The sequence below is a fragment of the Arthrobacter sp. Y3223166 genome (assembly GCF_059090935.1).
Genome location: NZ_JBNHGE010000019.1, coordinates 38,254 through 57,434, shown reverse-complemented (window position 1 = coordinate 57,434; position 19,181 = coordinate 38,254). Strand labels below are relative to the sequence as shown.

Sequence of the window (19,181 nt, the reverse complement as noted above, 5' to 3'; positions counted from 1 at the left end):
GCCCCCGCGGTGCGCCGTTCCCCCGGCTTCCCGGCGTCCTGCCCGCCGGCGGCAGCACGGCTGCCGCCGTCGGCACCGGGACCGGCCAGCGGTGCGTCATCTGAGGACGCCGCGGCGTCTTCCCGTGCCGCCGCCTCCACCACCGCGTCGAGGTCGTCCACGCTGAGGATTTCCTTGCGCAGGTGTTTGGTGCGGTAGCCGGCCCGGCCCACCATGTGGGCGGAAACCGGCACGGTCAGCAACTGGAACAGCCAGGCTATGAGGAGCACGGGCACCGCCACCCAGCTGCGCAGCTGCAATCCCAGTCCAGTCAGCAGCAACAGCAGGCCGAAGACCTGGGGCTTCGTGGCCGCATGCATCCGCGAGAGCAGATCGGGAAACCGCAGCAGGCCGATGGCCGCGGCCAGGGACATCCCCGCGCCGGCGATCAGGCAGACGGCGGTCGCGATGTCGAGTATCAAGTCAGTGTTCACGGGGCCGCCCGTCCGTCACGAAACGAGCCACGGCGACCGAGCCGATGAAGCCGACAACGCTAATGACGACGACCAGCGTCAGGTTGTTCATGTGGCCGCCGGCGGCCATGTCCACGATGAGTCCGGCGCAGACGATCGCCAGCAGCACGTCTATGGCCAGCAGCCGGTCCAGCAGCGACGGCCCGCGGGCCAGCCGGATCAGCGACAGTACAGCGGCCCCGGCCAGCACTGCGCTCACGACGATTTGCGCGACCGGAATGACGTCCCCGTTCACACTGCACCTCCCCTGCCGGTACCTTCGGCCTTGACCATCGCCAGTTCTTCCTTCGTGCCCATCGTCCGGATCAGGCCGGCCTCGATTCGCCGCACCTGGGCGCGAAAACGCTCGGCGGCCTCCTCGGTGTCAACGTCGATCACGTGCAGGTAAAGCGTGGACGTCGAGCGGTCCACGTCCACCACAAAGCTGCCGGGGATCAGCGAAATGGCATGCCCGGTGGCAGTCACCAGCAGATCCGAGTGGCTTCGCAGCCGGACCGCCACCACCGCGTTGCGCAGCGTCGGGCCGCGGGTCAGTGCCAGCCACAGGACTTCGACGCTTGCGACCGCGACCTGCCACACGAAGGTGGCGGCGAAAATTCCCGCGGCCAGCGGATTGAAGCGCCCGCTGAGTTCGACCGGCGGCAGGTAGAACAGGTTCACGATGAGCAGCGCGATCAGCAGGCCGAAGATCAGGTTGCCCGGGCTGAAATCCTGCCAGAGGGAGCCCCAAAGGATGACCAGCCAGGCCAGCAGCGGCAGCTCGACCCAGATGGAGATGCGCGGTTTCCTCATTGGCCCACCTCCTGCATTGCGCCCTCACCCAGGACGGCCTCGACGTACGGGGTGCGCTGCAGCATCTCCCGCGCCGCCTGGTCGCTGAGCTCGAACAGGGGCCCGGCGAACACGGTCAGGGCAACGCCCATCGCCACCAGCCCGACCGTCGGCCAGACCATGGGCAGCGGCAGCAGCTGGACGACGCCGCGGCCGGTGAACCGCCCGTGCGGTTTGTTTTCCACGTGGCGGGTGGTCCGCAGTGCGGACCCGTCGGGTTTGGTAGCCACCAGGACCGGGTCCGGGTGCTCGGCGTCTTCGGGGCGGCGCCAGAACACGCGGTTCCAGACCCGTGCCATGGCCAGCAGGGTCAGCAGCGACGTGACCATGCTGCCCGCCACGAGCACCCAGGCGACCGGGGTGCCCAGTTCCACGCCGCCCTGCACCAGGCCGATCTTGCCCAGGAAGCCGGAGAACGGCGGGATGCCGGCCAGGTTCATGGCCGGGACGAAGAACAGGATGGCCAGCAGCGGCGACAGCTTGGCCAGGCCGCCCAGCCGGTCCATGTTCGTGGTTCCGCCGCGTCGTTCGATCAGCCCGGCCACCAGGAACAGGCTGGTCTGCACCGTAATATGGTGCGCCACATAATAGACCGCCGCGCCGAGCCCCACCACCGAGGACATCGCCAGGCCAAACACCATGTAGCCGATGTGGCTGACCAGGGTGAAAGAGAGCATGCGCTTGATGTCGATCTGGGCCACGGCCCCGAGGATGCCCACCACCATGGTCAGCACCGCCACGATCATCAGGAACGTGTTCAGCCGGTCGCCGGGGAACAGCAGTGTCTCCGTGCGGATCATGGCGTAGACGCCCACCTTGGTGAGCAGGCCGGCGAACACCGCGGTAACCGGCGCCGGCGCCGTCGGATAGGAGTCGGGGAGCCAGAAGGACAACGGGAATACCGCCGCCTTGATGCCGAAGGCCACCAGCAGCATCAGGTGCAGCGTCATCTGGGTGGCCGGATCCAACTGGCCGAGCTTGATCGCCAGGTCGGCCATGTTAATGGTCCCGGTGGCGGCGTAGATCATCGCGATGGAGACCAAAAACAGCACCGAGGAAATGACGCTGACAACGACGTACGTCACGCCGGCGCGGATCCGGGGGCTGGTGCCACCCAGCGTCATCAGCACGTAACTGGCCGTGAGCAGCATTTCAAAGCCGACGTACAGGTTGAAGAGGTCGCCGGTCAGGAACGCGTTGGAAACGCCCGCCACCAGGATCAGGTAGGTCGGGTGGAAGATCGAGACCGGGCCTTCTTCGTCGCCGTCGGTCATGCCCTGGCCGGAGGCGTACAGCAGCACCGCCAGGCTAACGGCCGAGGAGACCACCAGCATCAGGGCGGACAGCTCGTCCACCACCAGGGTGATGCCAAAGGGGGGAAGCCAGCCGCCGAGGTTCACCGCCTGCGCGCCGTTGGCCCAGGCCGAGGCCAGCATCACGGCTTCCAGTGCCAGCGTCACCGTCAGCGTGATGGCGCCGGTCCTGCGCTGCGCGTTGGGGTGGCGGATCAGCACGAACGCCAGGGCAGCACCCAACAGCGGCAGGACTACTGCCAGCGGCGCGATGGTGGCGGCGTTCACTGCTTTCTCTCCATCCGTGACCTGGTGGTGGCTGGCGTTTCCTCGGCTTCGTCGGGCGGGACGAACTCGGTGGTCTCGGCCGGGATTTCCGCGTCGTCCTCGGCGTCGAAGGTGGGCTGGTTGGCCACGCGGCGGTCCTCGATGTCGTCCTGCACCTCGTCCTGCCGCCCCAGCACCCAGGAGCGGTAAATGATGGCCAGCATGAAAGCGGTGACGGCGAAGGAAATCACGATGGAGGTCAGGATCAACGCCTGTGGCAGCGGATCGCTGTAGGCGTCGGCGGGGATGTCGCTGCCGAAAATGGGGGCAAGGCCCGCCGGGCCGCCGGTGCTGAGCAGCAGCAGGTTGGCGCCGTTGGTGATGAGCATGAGGCCGAGCATGACCCGGGTCAGGCTGCGTTCGAGGATCAGGTAGACGCCCACGGCGAACAGCACGCCCATCACCAGCAGCAGCGTCAGGTTCACGGTCACCGGGACACCTCCTCCTCGATCGTTGCGGGCACTTGCAGTTCGGCGGTCTTGCGGCGGCCGTGGGTCCGTTCCTCCGTGCGTTCGTCGATCTCGGCGCCGAAACTGCGCAGCACGTCCAGCACCAGGCCCACCACCACCAGGTAGACCCCGATGTCGAAGATCGTCGACGTGACGAACTTGTGGTCGCCGAAGACCGGGAGGCTGAATTCAAGGATCGCGCTCTGGAAGACCTGGCCGCCCAGGAAGAGCGGGACGACGGCGGTCAGCGCCGCGGCGCCAAGCCCCAGGCCCAGCAGCAGGCCGGCGCTGATGGGCGTGGCTTCGGCCAGTTCGATCCGTCCGCCGGCCAGATAGCGGACGGTCAGCGCGATGCCGGCCAGCAGGCCGCCGGCGAACCCGCCGCCGGGGAGGTTGTGGCCGGTCAACAGCAGGTAGACGGAGAAGATCATCACCGAGTGGAACAGGAGGCGGGTGATCACCTCGAAGATGATGGAGCGGCGTTCCGGCGCCAGGGTGCGGCCGGCCACCAGCCAGGCGTCGCGCGGGACGACGGCGAACTTGCGGGCCGTCGCCAGGGCCGCCGCCTCGCGGTCCGAGTGCGCCACGGTCTCGTAACCGCGCCCCACGGATCCGCTGGCGACGGCGTCCACGGGCTCCGGACGCTTCTCCCCGCGGCTCCGGATGAAGATCAAGCTGGCCACGCCGGTAGCTGCCAGGGCCAGCACGGAAATCTCGCCGAACGTGTCCCAGGCCCGGATGTCCACCAAAATGACGTTGACGATGTTCTTGCCGCCGCCGCCCTCATAGGCCAGCTGCGGCAGGGCCAGGGACACCGGATCGGCCGTGCGTGCCGCCATCGCCGTCATCGCGATCACTATCATCGTGAGGCCGAAAGCGGCGCCGATGATGGCGCGCAGCAGTTTGAAGCGCCCCGGCGTGCGCAGCCACAGTCGCGCCGGCAGGGACCGAAGTGCCAGCACGATAGCCACCAGGGAGACTGTTTCAACCAGCATCTGGGTCAGCGCCAGATCCGGCGCCCCCTGCATGGCGAAGATAAAGGCCAGGCCATAGCCGGCCACCGAGACCATCAGCACCGCCATGAAGCGCTTGTTCGCGCGGATGGCACCCAGCGCTCCTGCCGCCACGATCAGCCCCGCGATGGCCTGCGCCGGGGTATCGAACCACACCACGCTCTCGGGCAGCGGAGCGTCCATCAGGACGATGGCGCTCAACGGAGTCACGATCGCCACGATCAGGATCACGCACAGGTAAAAGACCAGCGAGCCCCGCTGGGTCCGGCCCGTGACCCAGATGGCCACCTCGTCCAGCACGCCGATGATGCCGCGGTAGATCCGGTCCGCGTCCGGGATGAAGCTGATCCTGGCCTGGAAGGCCGCTATCGGAGTGCGCAGCAGGAACAGGGCGACACCGGCGGCGATGGTGACGGCGGTCAGCCCGAGAGCCGGCGTCACCCCGTGCCACAGCGCCAGGTGCGTGGCTGCGGTGTCCAGGGTGAAGAGACCGGCGTAGGGGGCGACGGCGGCTTCCACCGGGGCGGGCCAGAGCCCGAACACCACGGTGGCCACGGCGAGCACGGCGGGAGCCGCCAGGAAGGCCCACGGAATGGGCTTGAACTCGATGGCCGCGCGGCCGGGTTTGGCCGCGAACCCGCCCCAGACGAAGCGGGCGCTGTAGGCGAAGGTCAGGATGGATCCGGCCACCACGCCGGCCAGGAGCAGGCCCCCCACCCAGCCGGAGACTTCGGCCCGGTGGATGAAGGCTTCGTAGACCGACTCTTTGGCGACGAAGCCCAGCAGGGGCGGCAGGCCCGCCATCGACGCGGCACCGATGACCGCGACCACGAACAGTTTTGGGGCCTTGCGGTACAGGTGCGACAGTTCGCGGATGTCACGCGTTCCGGCCTGGTGGTCGATGATGCCCACCACCAGGAACAGGGTCGCCTTGAAGAAACCGTGGGCCAGCAACAGGCCCATTCCGGCCAGCGCGGCTTCCTGCGAACCGAGCCCGACCACCAGGGTCAGGAAGCCCAGTTGGCTGACCGTCCCGTAGGCGAGGATCAGCTTCAGGTCGTTCTGGCGCATGGCCTGCCAGCCGCCCACCAGCATGGTCAGCAGCCCGAGCCCCAGCACGACGCCGTGCCAGTAGTCGGTGCTGGAGAATCCGGGTGACAGCCGCGCCACCAGGTAGATGCCGGCCTTCACCATGGCGGCGGCATGGAGGTAGGCGCTGACCGGGGTCGGCGCCGCCATGGCCGCCGGGAGCCAGAAGTGGAAGGGAACCAACGCGGACTTGCTGATCGCGCCGATGAGTACCAGCAGGATGGCTATGTCGATGATCTGGCCGTGTGCCATCAGCGTTCCGGCTGCCGCGAGGATCTCGGAGATCCGGTAGGTGCCGGCGGTTTGGCCGATCATGAGCAGGCCAACCAGCATGGTCAGCCCGCCGAGGGTGGTAACCATCAGGGCCTGCAACGCGGACCGGCGCGCCGAGAGGCGGTGCCTGGCGTACCCGATCAGCAGGTAGGACAGGACGGTGGTGAGTTCCCAGAAAATGTAGAGCAGGATCAGGTCATCGGCGGTGACCAAACCGAACATGGCGCCGCTGAAGGCCAGCAGCTGCGCGCCGAAAGGACCGATGTCCGGATCGTCGGCCTTGAAGTAGCGGGCGCAGTAGAACAGCACCAGGGCGCCAACGCCCAGGATCAGGATGCACAGCACCGCCGCGAGGGTGTCCATCCGAAAGGCCAGTTCCAGCTGCAGGCCCGGGACCCAGGCGAAGACCTCCGACGGCGGGGCGTTCGGAGCGCCGTCCAGCGCCGCCTGGCTAGACCCGGTGTAGTTGTCGAACGTGGCGATCAGCCAGACGAATCCGGCGGCGGGAACCGCGGCGAGGATATAGAACGTTGACCGGCCGAGCTTCCGGAAAATTAAGGGCGCTATAAAGGCCACCGCAAAAAGCAGGGTGAGCACAATCAGCACGAGGATACTCCGGAACTTCCTTCGGGTTTGCCAAGGATTTAGACGGACAGGGCCAAGGTCCATTCTACCCATGGCATAGACGGCGCGGCGCCCGCCGAGGGCCGCGGACAGCCGCCGGGAGGGCCGCGGACAGCCGCCGGGAGGGCCGCGGACAGCCGCCGGGAGGGCCGCGGACGGCGCGTGATCCCGCTGTTCGCCAAAGATTCACGCGGCTCCCGGCGCTGCTCAAAGTTCGCAGCAGGCGAAACGGATAGCATCGCGGTATGACTGAGTCGGCCGGCATTCCGGCAACCCACACGGCGGGCGGCGCGGCCGCGGAGCGGCTGAATAAAAAACACGTCCTGGCCTGGGCCTCCTGGGACTGGGGCTCCGCCGCCTTCAACGCGGTCATGACAACCTTTGTGTTCACCGTTTATCTCACCAGCGATGCCTTCGGCGGCGAGGCCTTCGCGTCCGAAATCCTCGGCTACGGGCTGGCTATCGCCGGGCTGGCCATCGCCCTCCTGGCCCCGGTCACCGGGCAACGCTCCGACACCGGGGGCCGCCGCAGGCTGTGGCTCGGGCTCAACAGCGTCGCCGTCGCGGTACTGACCGGCCTGTGCTTCTTCGTCTTCCCCTCCCCCGGCTTCCTTTTCCTGGGCGTGGGACTCATCGCGCTGGCCAACATCTTCTTCGAGTTCGCGAACGTGAATTACTACGCGATGCTCACCCAGATCTCCACGCCGTCGACCATCGGCAAGGTCAGCGGCTTCGGCTGGGCCATGGGTTACGTCGGCGGGGTCGTGGCGCTGGCCCTGGTGCTGGTCGGGTTTGTCCTGCCCGAAACCGGCTGGTTCGGGGCGACGGCGGAGAACGGGCTGAACATCCGCCTGGTGGCGGTGTTCTGCGCCGTGTGGTTCATGGCCTTCGCGCTGCCGGTACTGTTCGCCGTCCCGGAGATCCCGCGCCAGCCTGCCGCCGCGTCGCTGAGCTTTTTTGCGTCCTACGGGCTGCTCTTCCGCCGCATCAAGGCGATCTTCACCTCCAGCCCGCACACGATTTTCTTCCTGATCGCCAGCGCCATCTTCCGCGACGGGCTCGCGGCGGTGTTCACCTTCGGCGGGGTGATCGCCGCCGGCACCTTCGGCTTCTCGCTCAGCCAAGTAATTGTCTTCGCCATCGCCGGAAACGTCGTCGCAGCGGTCGGCGCGGTCGCGGGCGGGGTCTTGGACGACCGCATCGGCCCGAAGAACGTCATCGTGGGGGCGCTGGTCGGGCTGATCGTCGCCGCCGTCGCCATTTTCGCGCTGGGCCCGGGCAACCACGTGTTCCTGGGCAACGCCTGGACCGGCGACACCACGTTCTGGGTCTTCGGCCTGCTGCTGTGCCTGTTCGTGGGGCCGGCCCAGTCGTCGTCGCGGGCCTACCTGGCCCGGCTCGCGCCGCGCGGCGAGGAGGGCGAATTCTTCGGCCTCTACGCCACCACCGGGCGGGCCGTCAGCTTCCTGGCCCCGTCCCTGTTCGCGCTGTCCATTACCGTCTTCGGCGAACAGCGCCACGGCATCCTGGGCATCCTCGTCGTGCTGGTCGCCGGCCTGCTGGCGCTGCTGCCGGTCAAGACGCCGGCCCGGATCCAGCGCGCCAGTACGCCCAGCGCCTGAGCCGCCCGGCCAGGGTCAGCGTTCGATGACGGTGCGGTGGAAGTTCTGGTAGCTGCGCGAAGCCGTGGGGCCGCGCTGGCCCTGGTAGCGGTTGCCGTATACGCCCGAACCATACGGATGCTCCGCCGGCGAGGACAACCGGAAGAAGCACAGCTGGCCGATTTTGGAGCCCGGCCAGAGCATGATCGGCAGCGTCGCCATGTTGGAGAGTTCCAACGTCACGTGCCCGGAGAAACCGGGATCGATGAACCCTGCGGTCGAGTGGGTCAGCAGGCCCAGCCGCCCCAGCGAGGACTTGCCCTCCAGCCGGGCCGCGATGTCATGGGGCAGCGTCACGGTCTCGTACGTGGAGCCGAGCACGAATTCGCCGGGATGCAGGACGAACGGTTCCTCGGGGTCCACTTCCACCAGCCGGGTCAGCTCCGGCTGCTCCAACTCCGGGTCGATGTGGGCGTACTTGTGGTTGTCGAACAGCCGGAAGAACCGGTCAAGCCGCACGTCCACGCTTGAGGGCTGGATCATGTCCGGCTGGAACGGATCCAGGACGATGCGTTGGGAGTCCAGTTCGGCACGTATATCGCGGTCGGAGATCAGCACCCTTCAAAAATACACGGGACCGGCGCTCTCCCCCGACGCATGACGCGGCCTCCGCCCGGGCTTTTGCACCGGGCCTCTGGTCGGAACGGTGTCAGCGGTGCGACGATTGAACCAGGCGGGCCGCAGCACCCTCGGTGGCGGCCACGGGGCCGCTGTCGGCGGGGGAACGAACGGCCTCCGCCGGCAGCTTCGAAGCCGCCGGTCAGGCCTTGCCGATTTCCGTGCGCACCGCGTACAGCTCCGGGAAGAAGGTGAGCTCCAGCGCCCGGCGAAGGAAGCCGGCGCCGGAGGAGCCGCCGGTGCCATGCTTCATCCCGATGGTCCGCTCCACCGTCTTCAGGTGCCGGAAGCGCCAGAGCTGGAAGTTGTCCTCCAGGTCCACCAGTTCTTCGCAGGCCTCGTAGACGTCCCAGTTCGCGCCGGCATTCTCGTAGACCGCCTTGAACGTCCCCACCAGTTCCTGGTTGAACTCGTGGGCCTCGGTCACGTCACGGTTTAGCAGCTCCACCGGAACCGGGTAGCCGTGCCGGTGCAGGTAGGCCAGGAATTCGTCGTACACGCTGCTTTGTTCCAACAGCTCGCCCAGCATGGCCTGGGCGGCCGGATCGTCCGCAAAGACGGCCAGCATGCCCTTGTTCTTGTTGCCCAGCAGGAACTCCACGGCACGGTACTGGTAGGACTGGAAGCCCGACGCCGAACCCAAATCGCCCCGGAATTCGGCGTATTCGGAAGGCGTCAGCGTGGCCAGCACGGACCATTGCTCGGTCAGCGAGCGCTGGATGTGCTTAATCCGGGCGATGCCTTTCATGGCGAACCGCAAGTCGTCGTCGCGCAGCTTCTGCCGGACGGTGCGCAGCTCGTGCAGCACCAGCTTCAACCACAGCTCGGACGTCTGGTGCTGAATGATGAACAGCATCTCGTCGTGGTGCTCCGGGCGGCTGACCGGGTGCTGGGCGGAGAGCAACTGGCCCAGGGACAGGTAGGAGCCGTAGCTCATCTTGTCCGAGAAATCAGTCTCGATGTCGTCCTCGAGACGTCGGGTGTTCTTGTCTACGGTCATGGCGGCTTCCGTCGGTCCTCCTGCCTCGTTGCAGGCCTGCTACCAGCCTACGGCCCCGGCGCCGCGAATGCTCCGCAGCCGCGCTGGGGTCCTCAGCCGCGGACCGAGGAGTCCCACCGCCACTTCCGGCCGCGGGTTTCGGGCGTCCTGCCGCTGGCGTGGAGCAGATCCTGCCAGGGATCGCCGGTGCGCCGTGCAGCCGGAAAGATGCGGTTCAGCACCCGTCTCAAGACGGCTTCGTCAGGCCGGTAGCCGACCCCGTGGACGGCCAGTATGTCGAATCCGTGCAACACGGCTTCGGCGATGCCCATCGCCGCGAAACCGGAGGCGTCCGAGGTCCCGGCCGGATGGTAACCGCGGTGGGTGCGGGTGGCCGTGGCCGTCACCGCGTACAGCAGTCCCGCGGCGGCATCGAAACAACCGACGATGCCGGCCGTTCCCGTGGCAGGGTCGGGCCAGAACAGGATCTGCGGCCCGCCCGGGCGCCAAGGCGGCGGGTCCAGCAGCGCCACGTAGCCGTCCTGCGGCGGGTTCCGCCCCGACAGCTGCAGGGCGTAGAACGCGAAGTCGTCCATGATGTGGGCCACCGTCTCGCGGCAGCTCCACTCCAGCTCCAGCGCGGGGTCGTCCCAGGCATCGTCAGGGAGCTCCGCCAAGCGGTCGGCCAGGTCATCGGTGATGGTGCGGAAGTCTCCCGCCGTTGGGTCCATCCACTGATCCTGCCGCAGAGGAGCGGCAAGCGCCACCGTTCCCGGCGATGCTCAGCCCATGCGGCGCTCCCCGGCCTCCACCGGTGCCGCAATAATGTTGCCTTCCACCGGCATCGGGCAGGTGCCGAACGCGGTAAAGGCGCTGGGGAAGTTGGTGGCCCGGTTGAAATCGATCAGCACCGTGCCGTCGGGGCCGGGACGGCGGGTCACCACGGAACGCCAGCCGGCGGTGCTGTCTCCGTTGGTTTCGTCGTGGAAGTTCAGCGACAGGGCGCCCAGTTTCTCTTGCTCCGCCACCAAGGTATGGACCGTTCCGCCCAGTTCGAAGCTGACCGTGCCGACGGCGGTGGCGATGCCTCCCACCGCCGGGTTCGAGGTGGCTATCTGCAGCGCGAGGGGCTCCGGATACGCCTGGAACCGGCCGGCCACCACCAGGTCCGGGTTGTAATCGAAAACCGGGACCCCGTCGAAGGCCCGCCGCTTGGGCGAGTCGTTGTCCCGCGTCCGGATGGCGTACCGGTCGCCCCGGACGGCCAATTCGACGGCGACACTGCCGCGGCGCACCCAGAGCAGCGACTCCTCGTTTCCCAGGGATGCCGTCAAGGTGCCGGTGGCCGGCTCCCCGCTGTCCGCCAGATACAGGCCGTCCTCGGCGCTCGCCGTCAACGAGGCGTGGCCGCCGCCGGAGGCCGGCCCGTTGGCGCTCCACAGGCCGGTGATCTTTTCCAGCCGCGCGGGCTCGGCCGGCAGCCACTGCAGCGAGGTGAGCGTGAGCCAGCCGTGCTCCGCTGCCAGCGCCTGGTTCCGGTTGTCCCTGAACCGGAGCCAGCTTTCCCGCCGGCGGGTCTCGTCGCGTGGAGTGGTCATGCTCGCCGTCCCTCAAATCAATTGCCGGGCACTCCGGCAGTACGGGGCACAACGTGCCGCCCGCCGTGCGGTATTCCCCGGCCCGCAGTCCCTGACCTCCGCCGAACCATGGCGCATTCGCCTGCAGGAGAATACGCTCTATTTCACAAGGCTGCGTGGCACAAAGCGCAACGGAAGCCGGGCGGCCAGTGCGTCTACCAGAATGGGAGGCTCATGCCGATGCCCAAGGACGAAAACCGGCGGCGCCACCGGCGCGCGACAGCCCGCGTGGGGGCGGCGGTGACGCTGGCGCTGGGAGCCACGCTGCTGGCGGGCTGCAGCCCCGAGGACGGAACTCCCACCCTGACCTGGTACATCAACCCCGACGACGGGGGGCAGGCGACGATCGCGGAACTGTGCACCGATCAGGCGGACGGCGCGTACCGGATCGAGACGTCGCTGCTGCCCAATGACGCGGCCTCCCAGCGGGAGCAGCTTGCCCGGCGCCTTGCGGCCGGCGATTCGTCGTTGGACATCATGAGCCTGGACCCGCCGTTCATCCCCGAACTGGCCGAGCCCGGGTTCCTGGCGCCGGTCCCGGACGATGTTGCGGAGCGCACCACGCAGAACGTGGTGGAAGGCGCGCTCGCGGGGGCCACGTGGAAAGACGAGCTGGTCGCCGTCCCGTTCTGGGCCAACACCCAACTGCTGTGGTACCGGAAGTCGGTGGCCGAAGCCGCCGGCCTGGACATGACGCAGCCGGTCACGTGGCAGCAGCTGATGGATGCCGCGGCCGAGCAGGAGAAGTTCCTGGGCGTCCAGGGCCAGCGCGGCGAGTCCATGACCGTGTGGCTGAACGCGTTGGTCGAGTCGGCGGGCGGTCAGATCCTGGAGAACCCCGAGGCGGACGCCGATCAGATAGAGCTGGGGCTGGCCAGCGATCCCGGGACGGCTGCGGCGGAGGTCATCTCCACCATCGGCCGGGAGGGGCTGGGCGGCCCGGGGCTGCCGACCCAGGACGAGAACAACTCCATGATCCTGTTCCAGGGCGACGAGGGCTCGTTCATGGTCAACTGGCCGTTCGTCTGGCCGGCCACGAACACCGCCGCGGAAGAAGGCACGGTGGACCCCTCGCTGATCGAGGACATCGGCTGGACCCTCTACCCGCAGATGAACGAAACCGACCCCGCCGCTCCGCCGCTGGGCGGCATCAATCTGGGCGTCGGCGCCGCGAGCGAGCATCCCGACCTGGCCTACGCGGCCATCGAGTGCATCGTCACCCCGGAGAACCAGGCCGAGTACTTCATCACCAACGGCAACCCGCCTTCAAATACGGAGGCCTACGAGGATCCGCGGATCGAGGAGTCCTTCCCGATGGCGGACACCATCCGCGAGTCCTTGGAGCTGTCCGCGCCGCGGCCGCAGACCGTCTTCTACAACGAAGTTTCCACCAGCCTGCAGCAGAATTTCGCCCCGCCGTCGCGAGTGGATCCGGCCACGACGCCGCAGGAAACCTCAGACTTCATCGTCTCCGTTCTACGGGGGGAGAACCTGCTGTGAGCACCTCGATCGAAATCCCCACCCAGCCCGCCAGCGGGACCGGACGGGCCGGACGGCGGCGCGCGGTCCAGCAGTACAGCGACCGCGCCAAGGCCGAGCGGCGGCTGGGCTGGCTGCTGGCCGGTCCCGCCTTCGTCATCATGCTGGCCGTCACCGCCTACCCGATCCTGCAGGCCGTGTTCGACTCGCTCTTCAGCTACCGCCTCACCGCGCCGGACGAGCGCGAGTTCATCGGGCTGGCCAACTACGGCGTGATCCTCACGGACATCGTCTGGTGGCGGGACCTGGGCGTCACGCTGCTGATCACCGTGGTGACCGTCGTCGTCGAACTCGTCCTGGGCTTCGCGCTGGCCTTGGTCATGCACAAGGCGCTGAAGGCGGTGCGAGGCTGGCTGCGCACCGCGATCCTGGTCCCGTACGGCATCATCACGGTGGTGTCCGCGTTCGCCTGGTTCTACATGTTCGATATCAACTCCGGCTTCGTGAACTCATGGTTCGACTGGGTGCCCGGGATTGATCCCGACCTGAACTGGTTCGCCAACACCGGAACATCGCTGAGCGTGATCATGGCCAGCGAGATCTGGAAGACCACGCCGTTCATCTCGTTGCTGCTGCTCGCCGGCCTGGCCCAGGTTCCCGACGAACTCACCGAGGCGGCGGAGGTCGACGGCGCCACCTGGTGGCAGCGGATGCGGCGCGTGATCCTGCCGAACATGAAGGCGGCGATCATGGTGGCCGTGCTGTTCCGCGCGCTGGATGCGTTCCGCATCTTCGACAACGTGTTCATCATGACCAACGGCGCGTTCGGCACCGAGGTGCTGTCGCTGCTGGCCTACCGGACCTCGATCGGGCGGCTGGAAATCGGGCTGGGTTCGGCGGTGTCCGTGCTGCTCTTCGTCTGCGTACTGCTGATCTGTTTTATCGCCGTCAAGCTGTTCAAAGTGGACCTCGCCGGCCAGAGAGGAGGCAAGTGATGAGAGCGTCGCGGACCAAGGAGCGGGTCATCTGGACCATCATCTCCGTGCTGGTGCTTATTTATGCGCTGTTCCCGGTGGCGTCCATCCTGGCCACCTCGTTCAAGCTGCCCAGCGAACTGACCTCCGGACAGTTCCTGCCCAACACCTGGACGGGTTCGAACTACGAGCAGATCCTGGTCGGCTCGGCGCAGGAGCTGTTCCTGAGCTCGCTGCGGAACTCGATCGGCATCGCGCTGATTGCGACCTTCATCGCCGTCGTGCTGGCCACCCTGTGCGCCTACGCCATCGCGCGGCTGGATTTTCCCGGCAAGAAGGTCATCCTGACCACCGCGCTGGCGGTGTCCATCTTCCCGGTGATCTCGATCGTCACGCCGCTGTTCAACATCTGGCGGAACATCGGCCTCTATGACACCTGGCCCGGGCTGATCATCCCCTACCTCTCGCTGACCCTGCCGATCTCCATCTGGACCCTGGCCGCGTTCTTCCGCCAGATTCCGTGGGAACTGGAACAGGCCGCACAGGTTGACGGGGCCACCACCTGGCAGGCGTTCCGCAAGGCCATCGTGCCGCTGGCCGCACCCGGTGTCTTTACGACGGCGATCATTGCCTTCTTCATCGCGTGGAACGACTTCGTCTACGGCATTTCGCTGACGTCCACCGAAGCGGCGCGGCCGGTTCCAGCGGCGCTGGCCTTTTTCACCGGCGCCTCCCAGTTCGAATCCCCCGTCGGCGCTATTTCCGCGGCGGCCATCATCGTCACCATTCCCATCGTGCTGCTGGTCCTGCTGTTCCAGCGCCAAATCGTCTCCGGCCTGACCCAAGGCGCCGTCAAGGGCTGAGCCCGCGGCAGGAAAGGAAATCCCATGGCATCGATCACGCTGCAGAACCTCGTCAAGGAGTACGGCGACGGTTTCGCCGCCGTCAACGACGTCAGCATCGACATCGCCGACGGCGAGTTCATCATCCTGGTGGGACCGTCCGGCTGCGGCAAGTCGACCCTCCTGCGCATGATCGTGGGGCTGGAGGACATCACCTCCGGCGACCTGTTGATCGACGGCGAGCGCGTCAACGAAAAGGCCCCCAGGGACCGGAACCTGGCCATGGTGTTCCAGAATTATGCCCTCTACCCGCACCTGACCGTGTTCGAGAACATCGCGTTCCCGCTGCGCCTGGCCAAGGGCAAGTTCACCGAGGACGATATCCGGAGGCGCGTCACCGACGCCGCGAAGACCTTGGAACTGACCGACCACCTGGAGCGCAAGCCGGGGAACCTGTCCGGCGGCCAGCGGCAGCGCGTGGCCATGGGCCGGGCGATCGTGCGCCAGGCCGATGCCTTCCTGTTCGACGAGCCGCTGTCCAACCTGGACGCGAAACTGCGGGGCCAGATGCGCTCCGAGATCTCGCAGATGCAACGGCGGCTGGGAGTCACCAGCGTCTACGTCACGCACGACCAGACCGAGGCGATGACCCTTGGCGACCGGGTGGCGGTGCTGAAAAAGGGCTTGCTGCAGCAGATCGCTTCCCCGCGGGAACTCTACGAGCAGCCCGTCAACCTGTTCGTGGCGGGCTTCATCGGATCGCCGTCCATGAACTTCCTGCCGGCCACCCTGGAGGGCAACGTCCTGAAGACGCCGATCGGCGACATCCCCGTGTCCGGTGACAGGGCCAGGGCGGCCGAAGGCAGGAAGGTGGTGCTCGCGGGTTTGCGGCCCGAGTTCTTTGAGGACGCCTCCCTGGTGGAAGAACACAAGAAGGACCGGGGATCCACGTTCATGGCCGAACTGACCCACACCGAGTGGCTGGGCAACGAGCAGTACGGCTACATCAACTTCGACCCGGACCCCGCCGTGCGGGAGCTGCTGAATTCGCTGGCCAGCGAGATGGACGCCGAGGAACTGCGGCCGCAGATCGTGGTCACGCTGGACGCCGCCAGCCGGATTCGCGGCGGGCGCTCCGCTGAACTGTGGCTGGACACCCGAAAGATGCATCTGTTCGACCCCGAGACCGGTGAAAACCTGACCCGTGATGCCTCGGCCGGCGCGGCGCTGACGGAGGAAGCCAACCGTGCCCGGGCAGAGGAAATCGCCGAAGCCCGCGAACGGGAAGCCTCCACGGCCGGCCAGCCGGCCTGAATTCCGGCCAGCCGCAGAACTGGGGTAAACTCGGTTTCGTTGTTGACCGGATCCGCCTGCACGGCGGATCCTGTGCGGGCGTAGCTCAATGGTAGAGCGCTAGCTTCCCAAGCTCGATACGCGGGTTCGATTCCCGTCGCCCGCTCCACACGCACTGCGCACCCCGGCCCCTCGGACCGGGGTGCCTTTGTTTGTCCCATCCCTGCGGGAAGCGGCCGTCCTACTCGTCGTCGTCCGCCAGGAAGCCGGCACGGTCGATGGCCCGGTGGTAATGCATGCCCGCGGCACCGCCCAGAAGCGACCCGGCGAGACTCGCCAGCAGCACCACGGCCAACGCCACCAGGCCCGGCACCGCCAACTGCCCGATGGGGCGGTCGATCACCGGCGCCGGTCCCGTCAGCAGGCCGAGCCCGCCGGCGGACAGCCCGATCACGCCCGCGATGACCGCCATGACCAGGCCCCAAAGCCAGACCGCGAAGCCCTGCCGGACGCCATCGAAGCGCGCCATCCGTCCGGCCACGTAGCCGCCTGCAAAATAGGCGATCAGGATGCCGGCCGCCAGTGCCGCCCCCGCGATCATGGCGTCCGGCCCGTTGCCGGCGGAGATGTCGTCCAGCCTGCCGCGCACGTCGGCCTCGTTGGCGAGGCCGAAAACCGCGGCGGCACCGGCGGCGACCGCAGTGAGCAACACGATCATGGCCGTGGCGGCCAGCCAGCCGAAGAACGCAGACCCCAGCCTCAGCCCGCCGTAGGCATTGTGCTGCCGCTGGTACAGCAAGTCCTCGTCGAGGGTTGGTTCGGGGCGGTAGGCGCTGGTGTCCTGGTAGCTCCGCTCGGCGTACATCCCGTCATTCGGGCTCCCGCCGGCGGCGTCCGGGTCCATGCCGTCCGCCGTGGGCGGGCGGCCGAACACGGCCGTGTCCGGGGGGTCGTTTCTGGTGCGGTCCTGGCCCGCTGCCGGCATGGCCTCGGTCGGCGGGGGTTCGGCCTGCGCGGGCTCGGTCCCGCCGTCCCGCGGTTCGCGGGCGGCAGCCGGAACATCGTCTCCCGGCCGCACCCCGCCGTCCCGCCGGCTGCTGCCGATTTCCGAACTCATCACATGCCTCCTGCGTCGATCGCCCTCGCTGAAGCAGGTTGTTGCCCCCTGTGGGTACACCCTAGACCTGCCGCCGGCGGCGGGCCAGATCGGGAACCCTTTCGGGGGCGGCCGGGGCGGGGACTAAACTGGTAGGCGATGATGCGCAAAATGTTCAAGTCCAAGATCCACCGTGCGACGGTCACGCACGCGGATCTCCACTACGTCGGGTCCGTGACCGTGGACCTCGACCTGCTGGATGCCGCCGACATCCTTCCCGGCGAGCTGGTTTCCATCGTCGACGTCACGAACGGCGCCCGGCTGGAGACGTACACCATCGCCGGCGAACGCGGCTCGGGCGTGCTGGGCATCAACGGTGCCGCCGCCCACCTGGTGCACGAAGGCGATCTCGTCATCCTGATTACCTACGCCGACATGACCGACGACGAGGCCAGGTCCTTCGTGCCGTCGGTGGTGCACGTGGACGCCGGCAACAGGATCGTCGACCTGGGCTCCGACCCGGCGGAGTCCGTGGACGACGGGCTGATGCGCCCGCCGTTCGCGGTCAAGTAACCGTCCCCGGCGGCGCTCAGCGCCGGTGGTACTGCCGGTGCAGCGCGCGGACCTCGTCCGCCAGTTCGCCGGACGGCCCGTCCACCAAGGTTCCCGGCGCCACCTGCTGAATCGGCAGCGCGGCCACCGGCGCCGGCCCGACGCCCCACTCCGCCAGCCACCGGCCCAGCTGTTCGGATGACACTGCGTAGACAATCCGTCCCAAGCCCACCCAGGCGTGCGCCGCCGAACACATCGGACAGTGCTCGCCCGAGGTGTAGACGGTTGCCGCCCTGCGTTCCCCGGGTGGAAGGTTCCTGGCGGCCCAACGGGCAATCTCGAACTCCGGGTGCCGGGTGTGGTCCCCGTCCTTGACCCGGTTGCGGTCCTCGAACACGACGTTGCCGCCGGCGTCGACCAGCACCGAACCGAACGGCTCGTCGCCGTCGTCCAACGCTTCACGGGCCAGTTCAACGCAGCGCCGCAGATGCCTGAGGTCCTCGGTTGCCAGTTCCATGGGCCGATTATGGCAGAACGCCCAGCCGCCGGCATGTAACGCAGCTGACACCGGTCCGGGGAACCGCGCCGACAGGTAACGGGCGCCCTCAGCAGGTAACGTAGGGCGGGTGGGAAATTCGACAGTGCTCAGGACCGTGGCCACGTGGCTGCTGTGCCTGATGCTTGCCGTGGCCGCTGCCGCCATGACGATCATGCTGGTCAATGCGTTCGTGTTCAGCCCGCAGCACCAGGTGAAGGCGTACTTCAAAGCGCTGGAAGACGGCGACGGCGGTGCGGCGCTCGGTCTGCTTCACGCAACCGTGCCGGACGCCAACGCCGCCATGCTCGACGGCGCCGCGCTCAAGGCCTCGGTGGAGGACATCGAAGACCTGGAAGTCGGCGATCCGGTGCCGGCGGGCGAGGACAAGGTGGACCTGCCCGTCCACTACACGGTTGGCGGGGCGCCGCACACCTCGACGTTCACGTTGGAAAAGACCGGCACGACGTGGTTCTTTTTCAACCAGTGGTCCTTCGTACCCAGCACTCTTCCCACCATCAGCGTGGACGTGATCAACGAGAACGAGGCCTCACTGAACGGTACCCGGGTGGCGCTGCCGGAAGGCAGGAATTCCTTTGCGGTGTTCTATCCCGGCACCTTCGAGGCGCACTACGCGAGCGACTACTTCGCCGCCCCGGTCGTGGAATCCGTACTGACCGGCCCGGAAAACGCGCCGGACGCCCAACTCTCGCTGGCGACGGCGGCCACCCCCAAGCTGGTTCAGGACCTGGGCGCCCAGGTCAACGCCTTCCTCGACTCGTGCGCGGAGCAGCGCGTGCTGCAGCCCTCCGGCTGCCCGTTCAGCGCCGCGATGGACCGCGTCCGGGACGACACCATCAACTGGTCGATCGTGAAGTACCCGGACGTTAAGGTAGAACCCTTCAAGGGCAGCTGGGTGCTGAGCCCGCTGACCGGCGTCGCCAAGCTGAACGTCGTGGAAATCGACTTGTTCACCGGCGCCTCCGTCGAGCGGGAGATCGAGCAGGAATTCGGCTTCACCGGCCGGCTGTCCGTCATCGACGGCAACGTGACCCTGACCCCCGTCGTGGAGTACTGAGTCCGCTCCTAACCAGACGCCGGAGGC

At 67.5% G+C, this 19,181-nt stretch carries 19 protein-coding genes and 1 tRNA gene; 8 read left to right on the top strand and 12 right to left on the bottom strand.

All coding sequences use genetic code 11. The features are described from left to right. From mnhG to AC5RUH_RS10355, 6 genes are all read right to left on the bottom strand, one after another. Positions 1-413 (bottom strand): monovalent cation/H(+) antiporter subunit G (gene mnhG, locus AC5RUH_RS10380; protein ID WP_494128521.1); only part of this gene is annotated, 413 nt, incomplete at its 3' end. Positions 414-462: 49 nt separating this feature from the next. Then, entirely contained in the window at positions 463-747 is a 285-nt protein-coding gene (locus AC5RUH_RS10375) for an MrpF/PhaF family protein (protein ID WP_494000709.1), read from the bottom strand. Beyond that, entirely contained in the window at positions 744-1,304 is a 561-nt protein-coding gene (locus AC5RUH_RS10370; protein ID WP_494000710.1) for a Na+/H+ antiporter subunit E, read from the bottom strand. The genes AC5RUH_RS10375 and AC5RUH_RS10370 overlap by 4 nt, the downstream gene beginning before the upstream one ends. Next, the gene (locus AC5RUH_RS10365) at positions 1,301-2,923 is read right to left on the bottom strand and encodes a Na+/H+ antiporter subunit D (RefSeq protein ID WP_494000711.1); all 1,623 of its coding nucleotides are present in this window, start codon (positions 2,921-2,923) and stop codon (positions 1,301-1,303) included. Before AC5RUH_RS10365 ends, AC5RUH_RS10370 begins: the two co-directional genes overlap by 4 nt. Further along, on the bottom strand, positions 2,920-3,393 hold the full coding sequence (locus AC5RUH_RS10360; RefSeq protein WP_493989594.1) for a Na(+)/H(+) antiporter subunit C: 474 nt from the start codon (positions 3,391-3,393) through the stop codon (positions 2,920-2,922). Before AC5RUH_RS10360 ends, AC5RUH_RS10365 begins: the two co-directional genes overlap by 4 nt. Continuing rightward, the gene (locus AC5RUH_RS10355; RefSeq protein ID WP_494000712.1) at positions 3,390-6,392 is read right to left on the bottom strand and encodes a Na+/H+ antiporter subunit A; all 3,003 of its coding nucleotides are present in this window, start codon (positions 6,390-6,392) and stop codon (positions 3,390-3,392) included. Before AC5RUH_RS10355 ends, AC5RUH_RS10360 begins: the two co-directional genes overlap by 4 nt. Before the next feature lie 263 nt (positions 6,393-6,655). Here AC5RUH_RS10355 and AC5RUH_RS10350 point away from each other — a divergent pair, with 263 nt between their 5' ends. Beyond that, positions 6,656-8,032, top strand: coding sequence for an MFS transporter (locus AC5RUH_RS10350; protein ID WP_494128520.1), 1,377 nt, complete (start codon positions 6,656-6,658; stop codon positions 8,030-8,032). 15 nt (positions 8,033-8,047) lie between these two features. On the opposite strand, the gene dcd is transcribed toward AC5RUH_RS10350, so the two are convergent. The 4 genes from dcd to AC5RUH_RS10330 all read right to left on the bottom strand — a co-directional run bounded on the left by dcd (position 8,048) and on the right by AC5RUH_RS10330 (position 11,266). After that, positions 8,048-8,629 carry a dCTP deaminase gene (dcd, locus tag AC5RUH_RS10345; protein ID WP_494000714.1) on the bottom strand — a complete coding sequence of 194 codons (582 nt, stop codon included), beginning with the start codon at positions 8,627-8,629 and terminating at the stop codon, positions 8,048-8,050. 202 nt (positions 8,630-8,831) lie between these two features. Continuing rightward, a complete protein-coding gene (locus AC5RUH_RS10340) occupies positions 8,832-9,689 on the bottom strand; it encodes a tryptophan 2,3-dioxygenase (RefSeq protein WP_494128519.1) in 858 nt (285 codons plus the stop codon). 92 nt (positions 9,690-9,781) lie between these two features. Continuing rightward, on the bottom strand, positions 9,782-10,399 hold the full coding sequence (locus AC5RUH_RS10335; protein WP_494128518.1) for a DinB family protein: 618 nt from the start codon (positions 10,397-10,399) through the stop codon (positions 9,782-9,784). Between the two features lie 51 nt (positions 10,400-10,450). Beyond that, positions 10,451-11,266 carry a DUF1684 domain-containing protein gene (locus AC5RUH_RS10330; RefSeq protein WP_494128517.1) on the bottom strand — a complete coding sequence of 272 codons (816 nt, stop codon included), beginning with the start codon at positions 11,264-11,266 and terminating at the stop codon, positions 10,451-10,453. 219 nt (positions 11,267-11,485) lie between these two features. Here AC5RUH_RS10330 and AC5RUH_RS10325 point away from each other — a divergent pair, with 219 nt between their 5' ends. The 5 genes from AC5RUH_RS10325 (at position 11,486) to AC5RUH_RS10305 (ending at position 16,062) form a co-directional block, all read left to right on the top strand. Continuing rightward, entirely contained in the window at positions 11,486-12,805 is a 1,320-nt protein-coding gene (locus AC5RUH_RS10325) for an extracellular solute-binding protein (RefSeq protein ID WP_494128516.1), read from the top strand. A gap of 14 nt (positions 12,806-12,819) precedes the next feature. Beyond that, positions 12,820-13,779: a carbohydrate ABC transporter permease gene (locus AC5RUH_RS10320; RefSeq protein WP_494013010.1), complete on the top strand. Its 960-nt coding sequence runs from the start codon at positions 12,820-12,822 to the stop codon at positions 13,777-13,779. Next, the gene (locus AC5RUH_RS10315; protein ID WP_494022333.1) at positions 13,779-14,621 is read left to right on the top strand and encodes a carbohydrate ABC transporter permease; all 843 of its coding nucleotides are present in this window, start codon (positions 13,779-13,781) and stop codon (positions 14,619-14,621) included. Before AC5RUH_RS10320 ends, AC5RUH_RS10315 begins: the two co-directional genes overlap by 1 nt. A gap of 24 nt (positions 14,622-14,645) precedes the next feature. Beyond that, on the top strand, positions 14,646-15,914 hold the full coding sequence (locus tag AC5RUH_RS10310) for an ABC transporter ATP-binding protein (protein ID WP_494000720.1): 1,269 nt from the start codon (positions 14,646-14,648) through the stop codon (positions 15,912-15,914). Between the two features lie 74 nt (positions 15,915-15,988). Next, a tRNA-Gly gene (locus AC5RUH_RS10305) sits at positions 15,989-16,062 on the top strand. Positions 16,063-16,134: 72 nt separating this feature from the next. On the opposite strand, the gene AC5RUH_RS10300 is transcribed toward AC5RUH_RS10305, so the two are convergent. After that, positions 16,135-17,010 (bottom strand): hypothetical protein, encoded by an 876-nt coding sequence (locus tag AC5RUH_RS10300; RefSeq protein ID WP_494128515.1) that lies wholly within the window; start codon positions 17,008-17,010, stop codon positions 16,135-16,137. A gap of 138 nt (positions 17,011-17,148) precedes the next feature. On the opposite strand from AC5RUH_RS10300, the gene panD reads away from it, so the two are divergent. Further along, positions 17,149-17,562 carry an aspartate 1-decarboxylase gene (gene panD / locus AC5RUH_RS10295; RefSeq protein ID WP_494000722.1) on the top strand — a complete coding sequence of 138 codons (414 nt, stop codon included), beginning with the start codon at positions 17,149-17,151 and terminating at the stop codon, positions 17,560-17,562. 16 nt (positions 17,563-17,578) lie between these two features. Here the strand turns inward: panD and AC5RUH_RS10290 are convergent, their stop codons facing one another. Then, positions 17,579-18,058 (bottom strand): nucleoside deaminase, encoded by a 480-nt coding sequence (locus AC5RUH_RS10290; protein ID WP_494000723.1) that lies wholly within the window; start codon positions 18,056-18,058, stop codon positions 17,579-17,581. A 109-nt stretch (positions 18,059-18,167) separates the two neighbouring features. On the opposite strand from AC5RUH_RS10290, the gene AC5RUH_RS10285 reads away from it, so the two are divergent. Beyond that, entirely contained in the window at positions 18,168-19,154 is a 987-nt protein-coding gene (locus AC5RUH_RS10285; RefSeq protein ID WP_494000724.1) for a hypothetical protein, read from the top strand. Positions 19,155-19,181 lie beyond the last annotated feature (27 nt).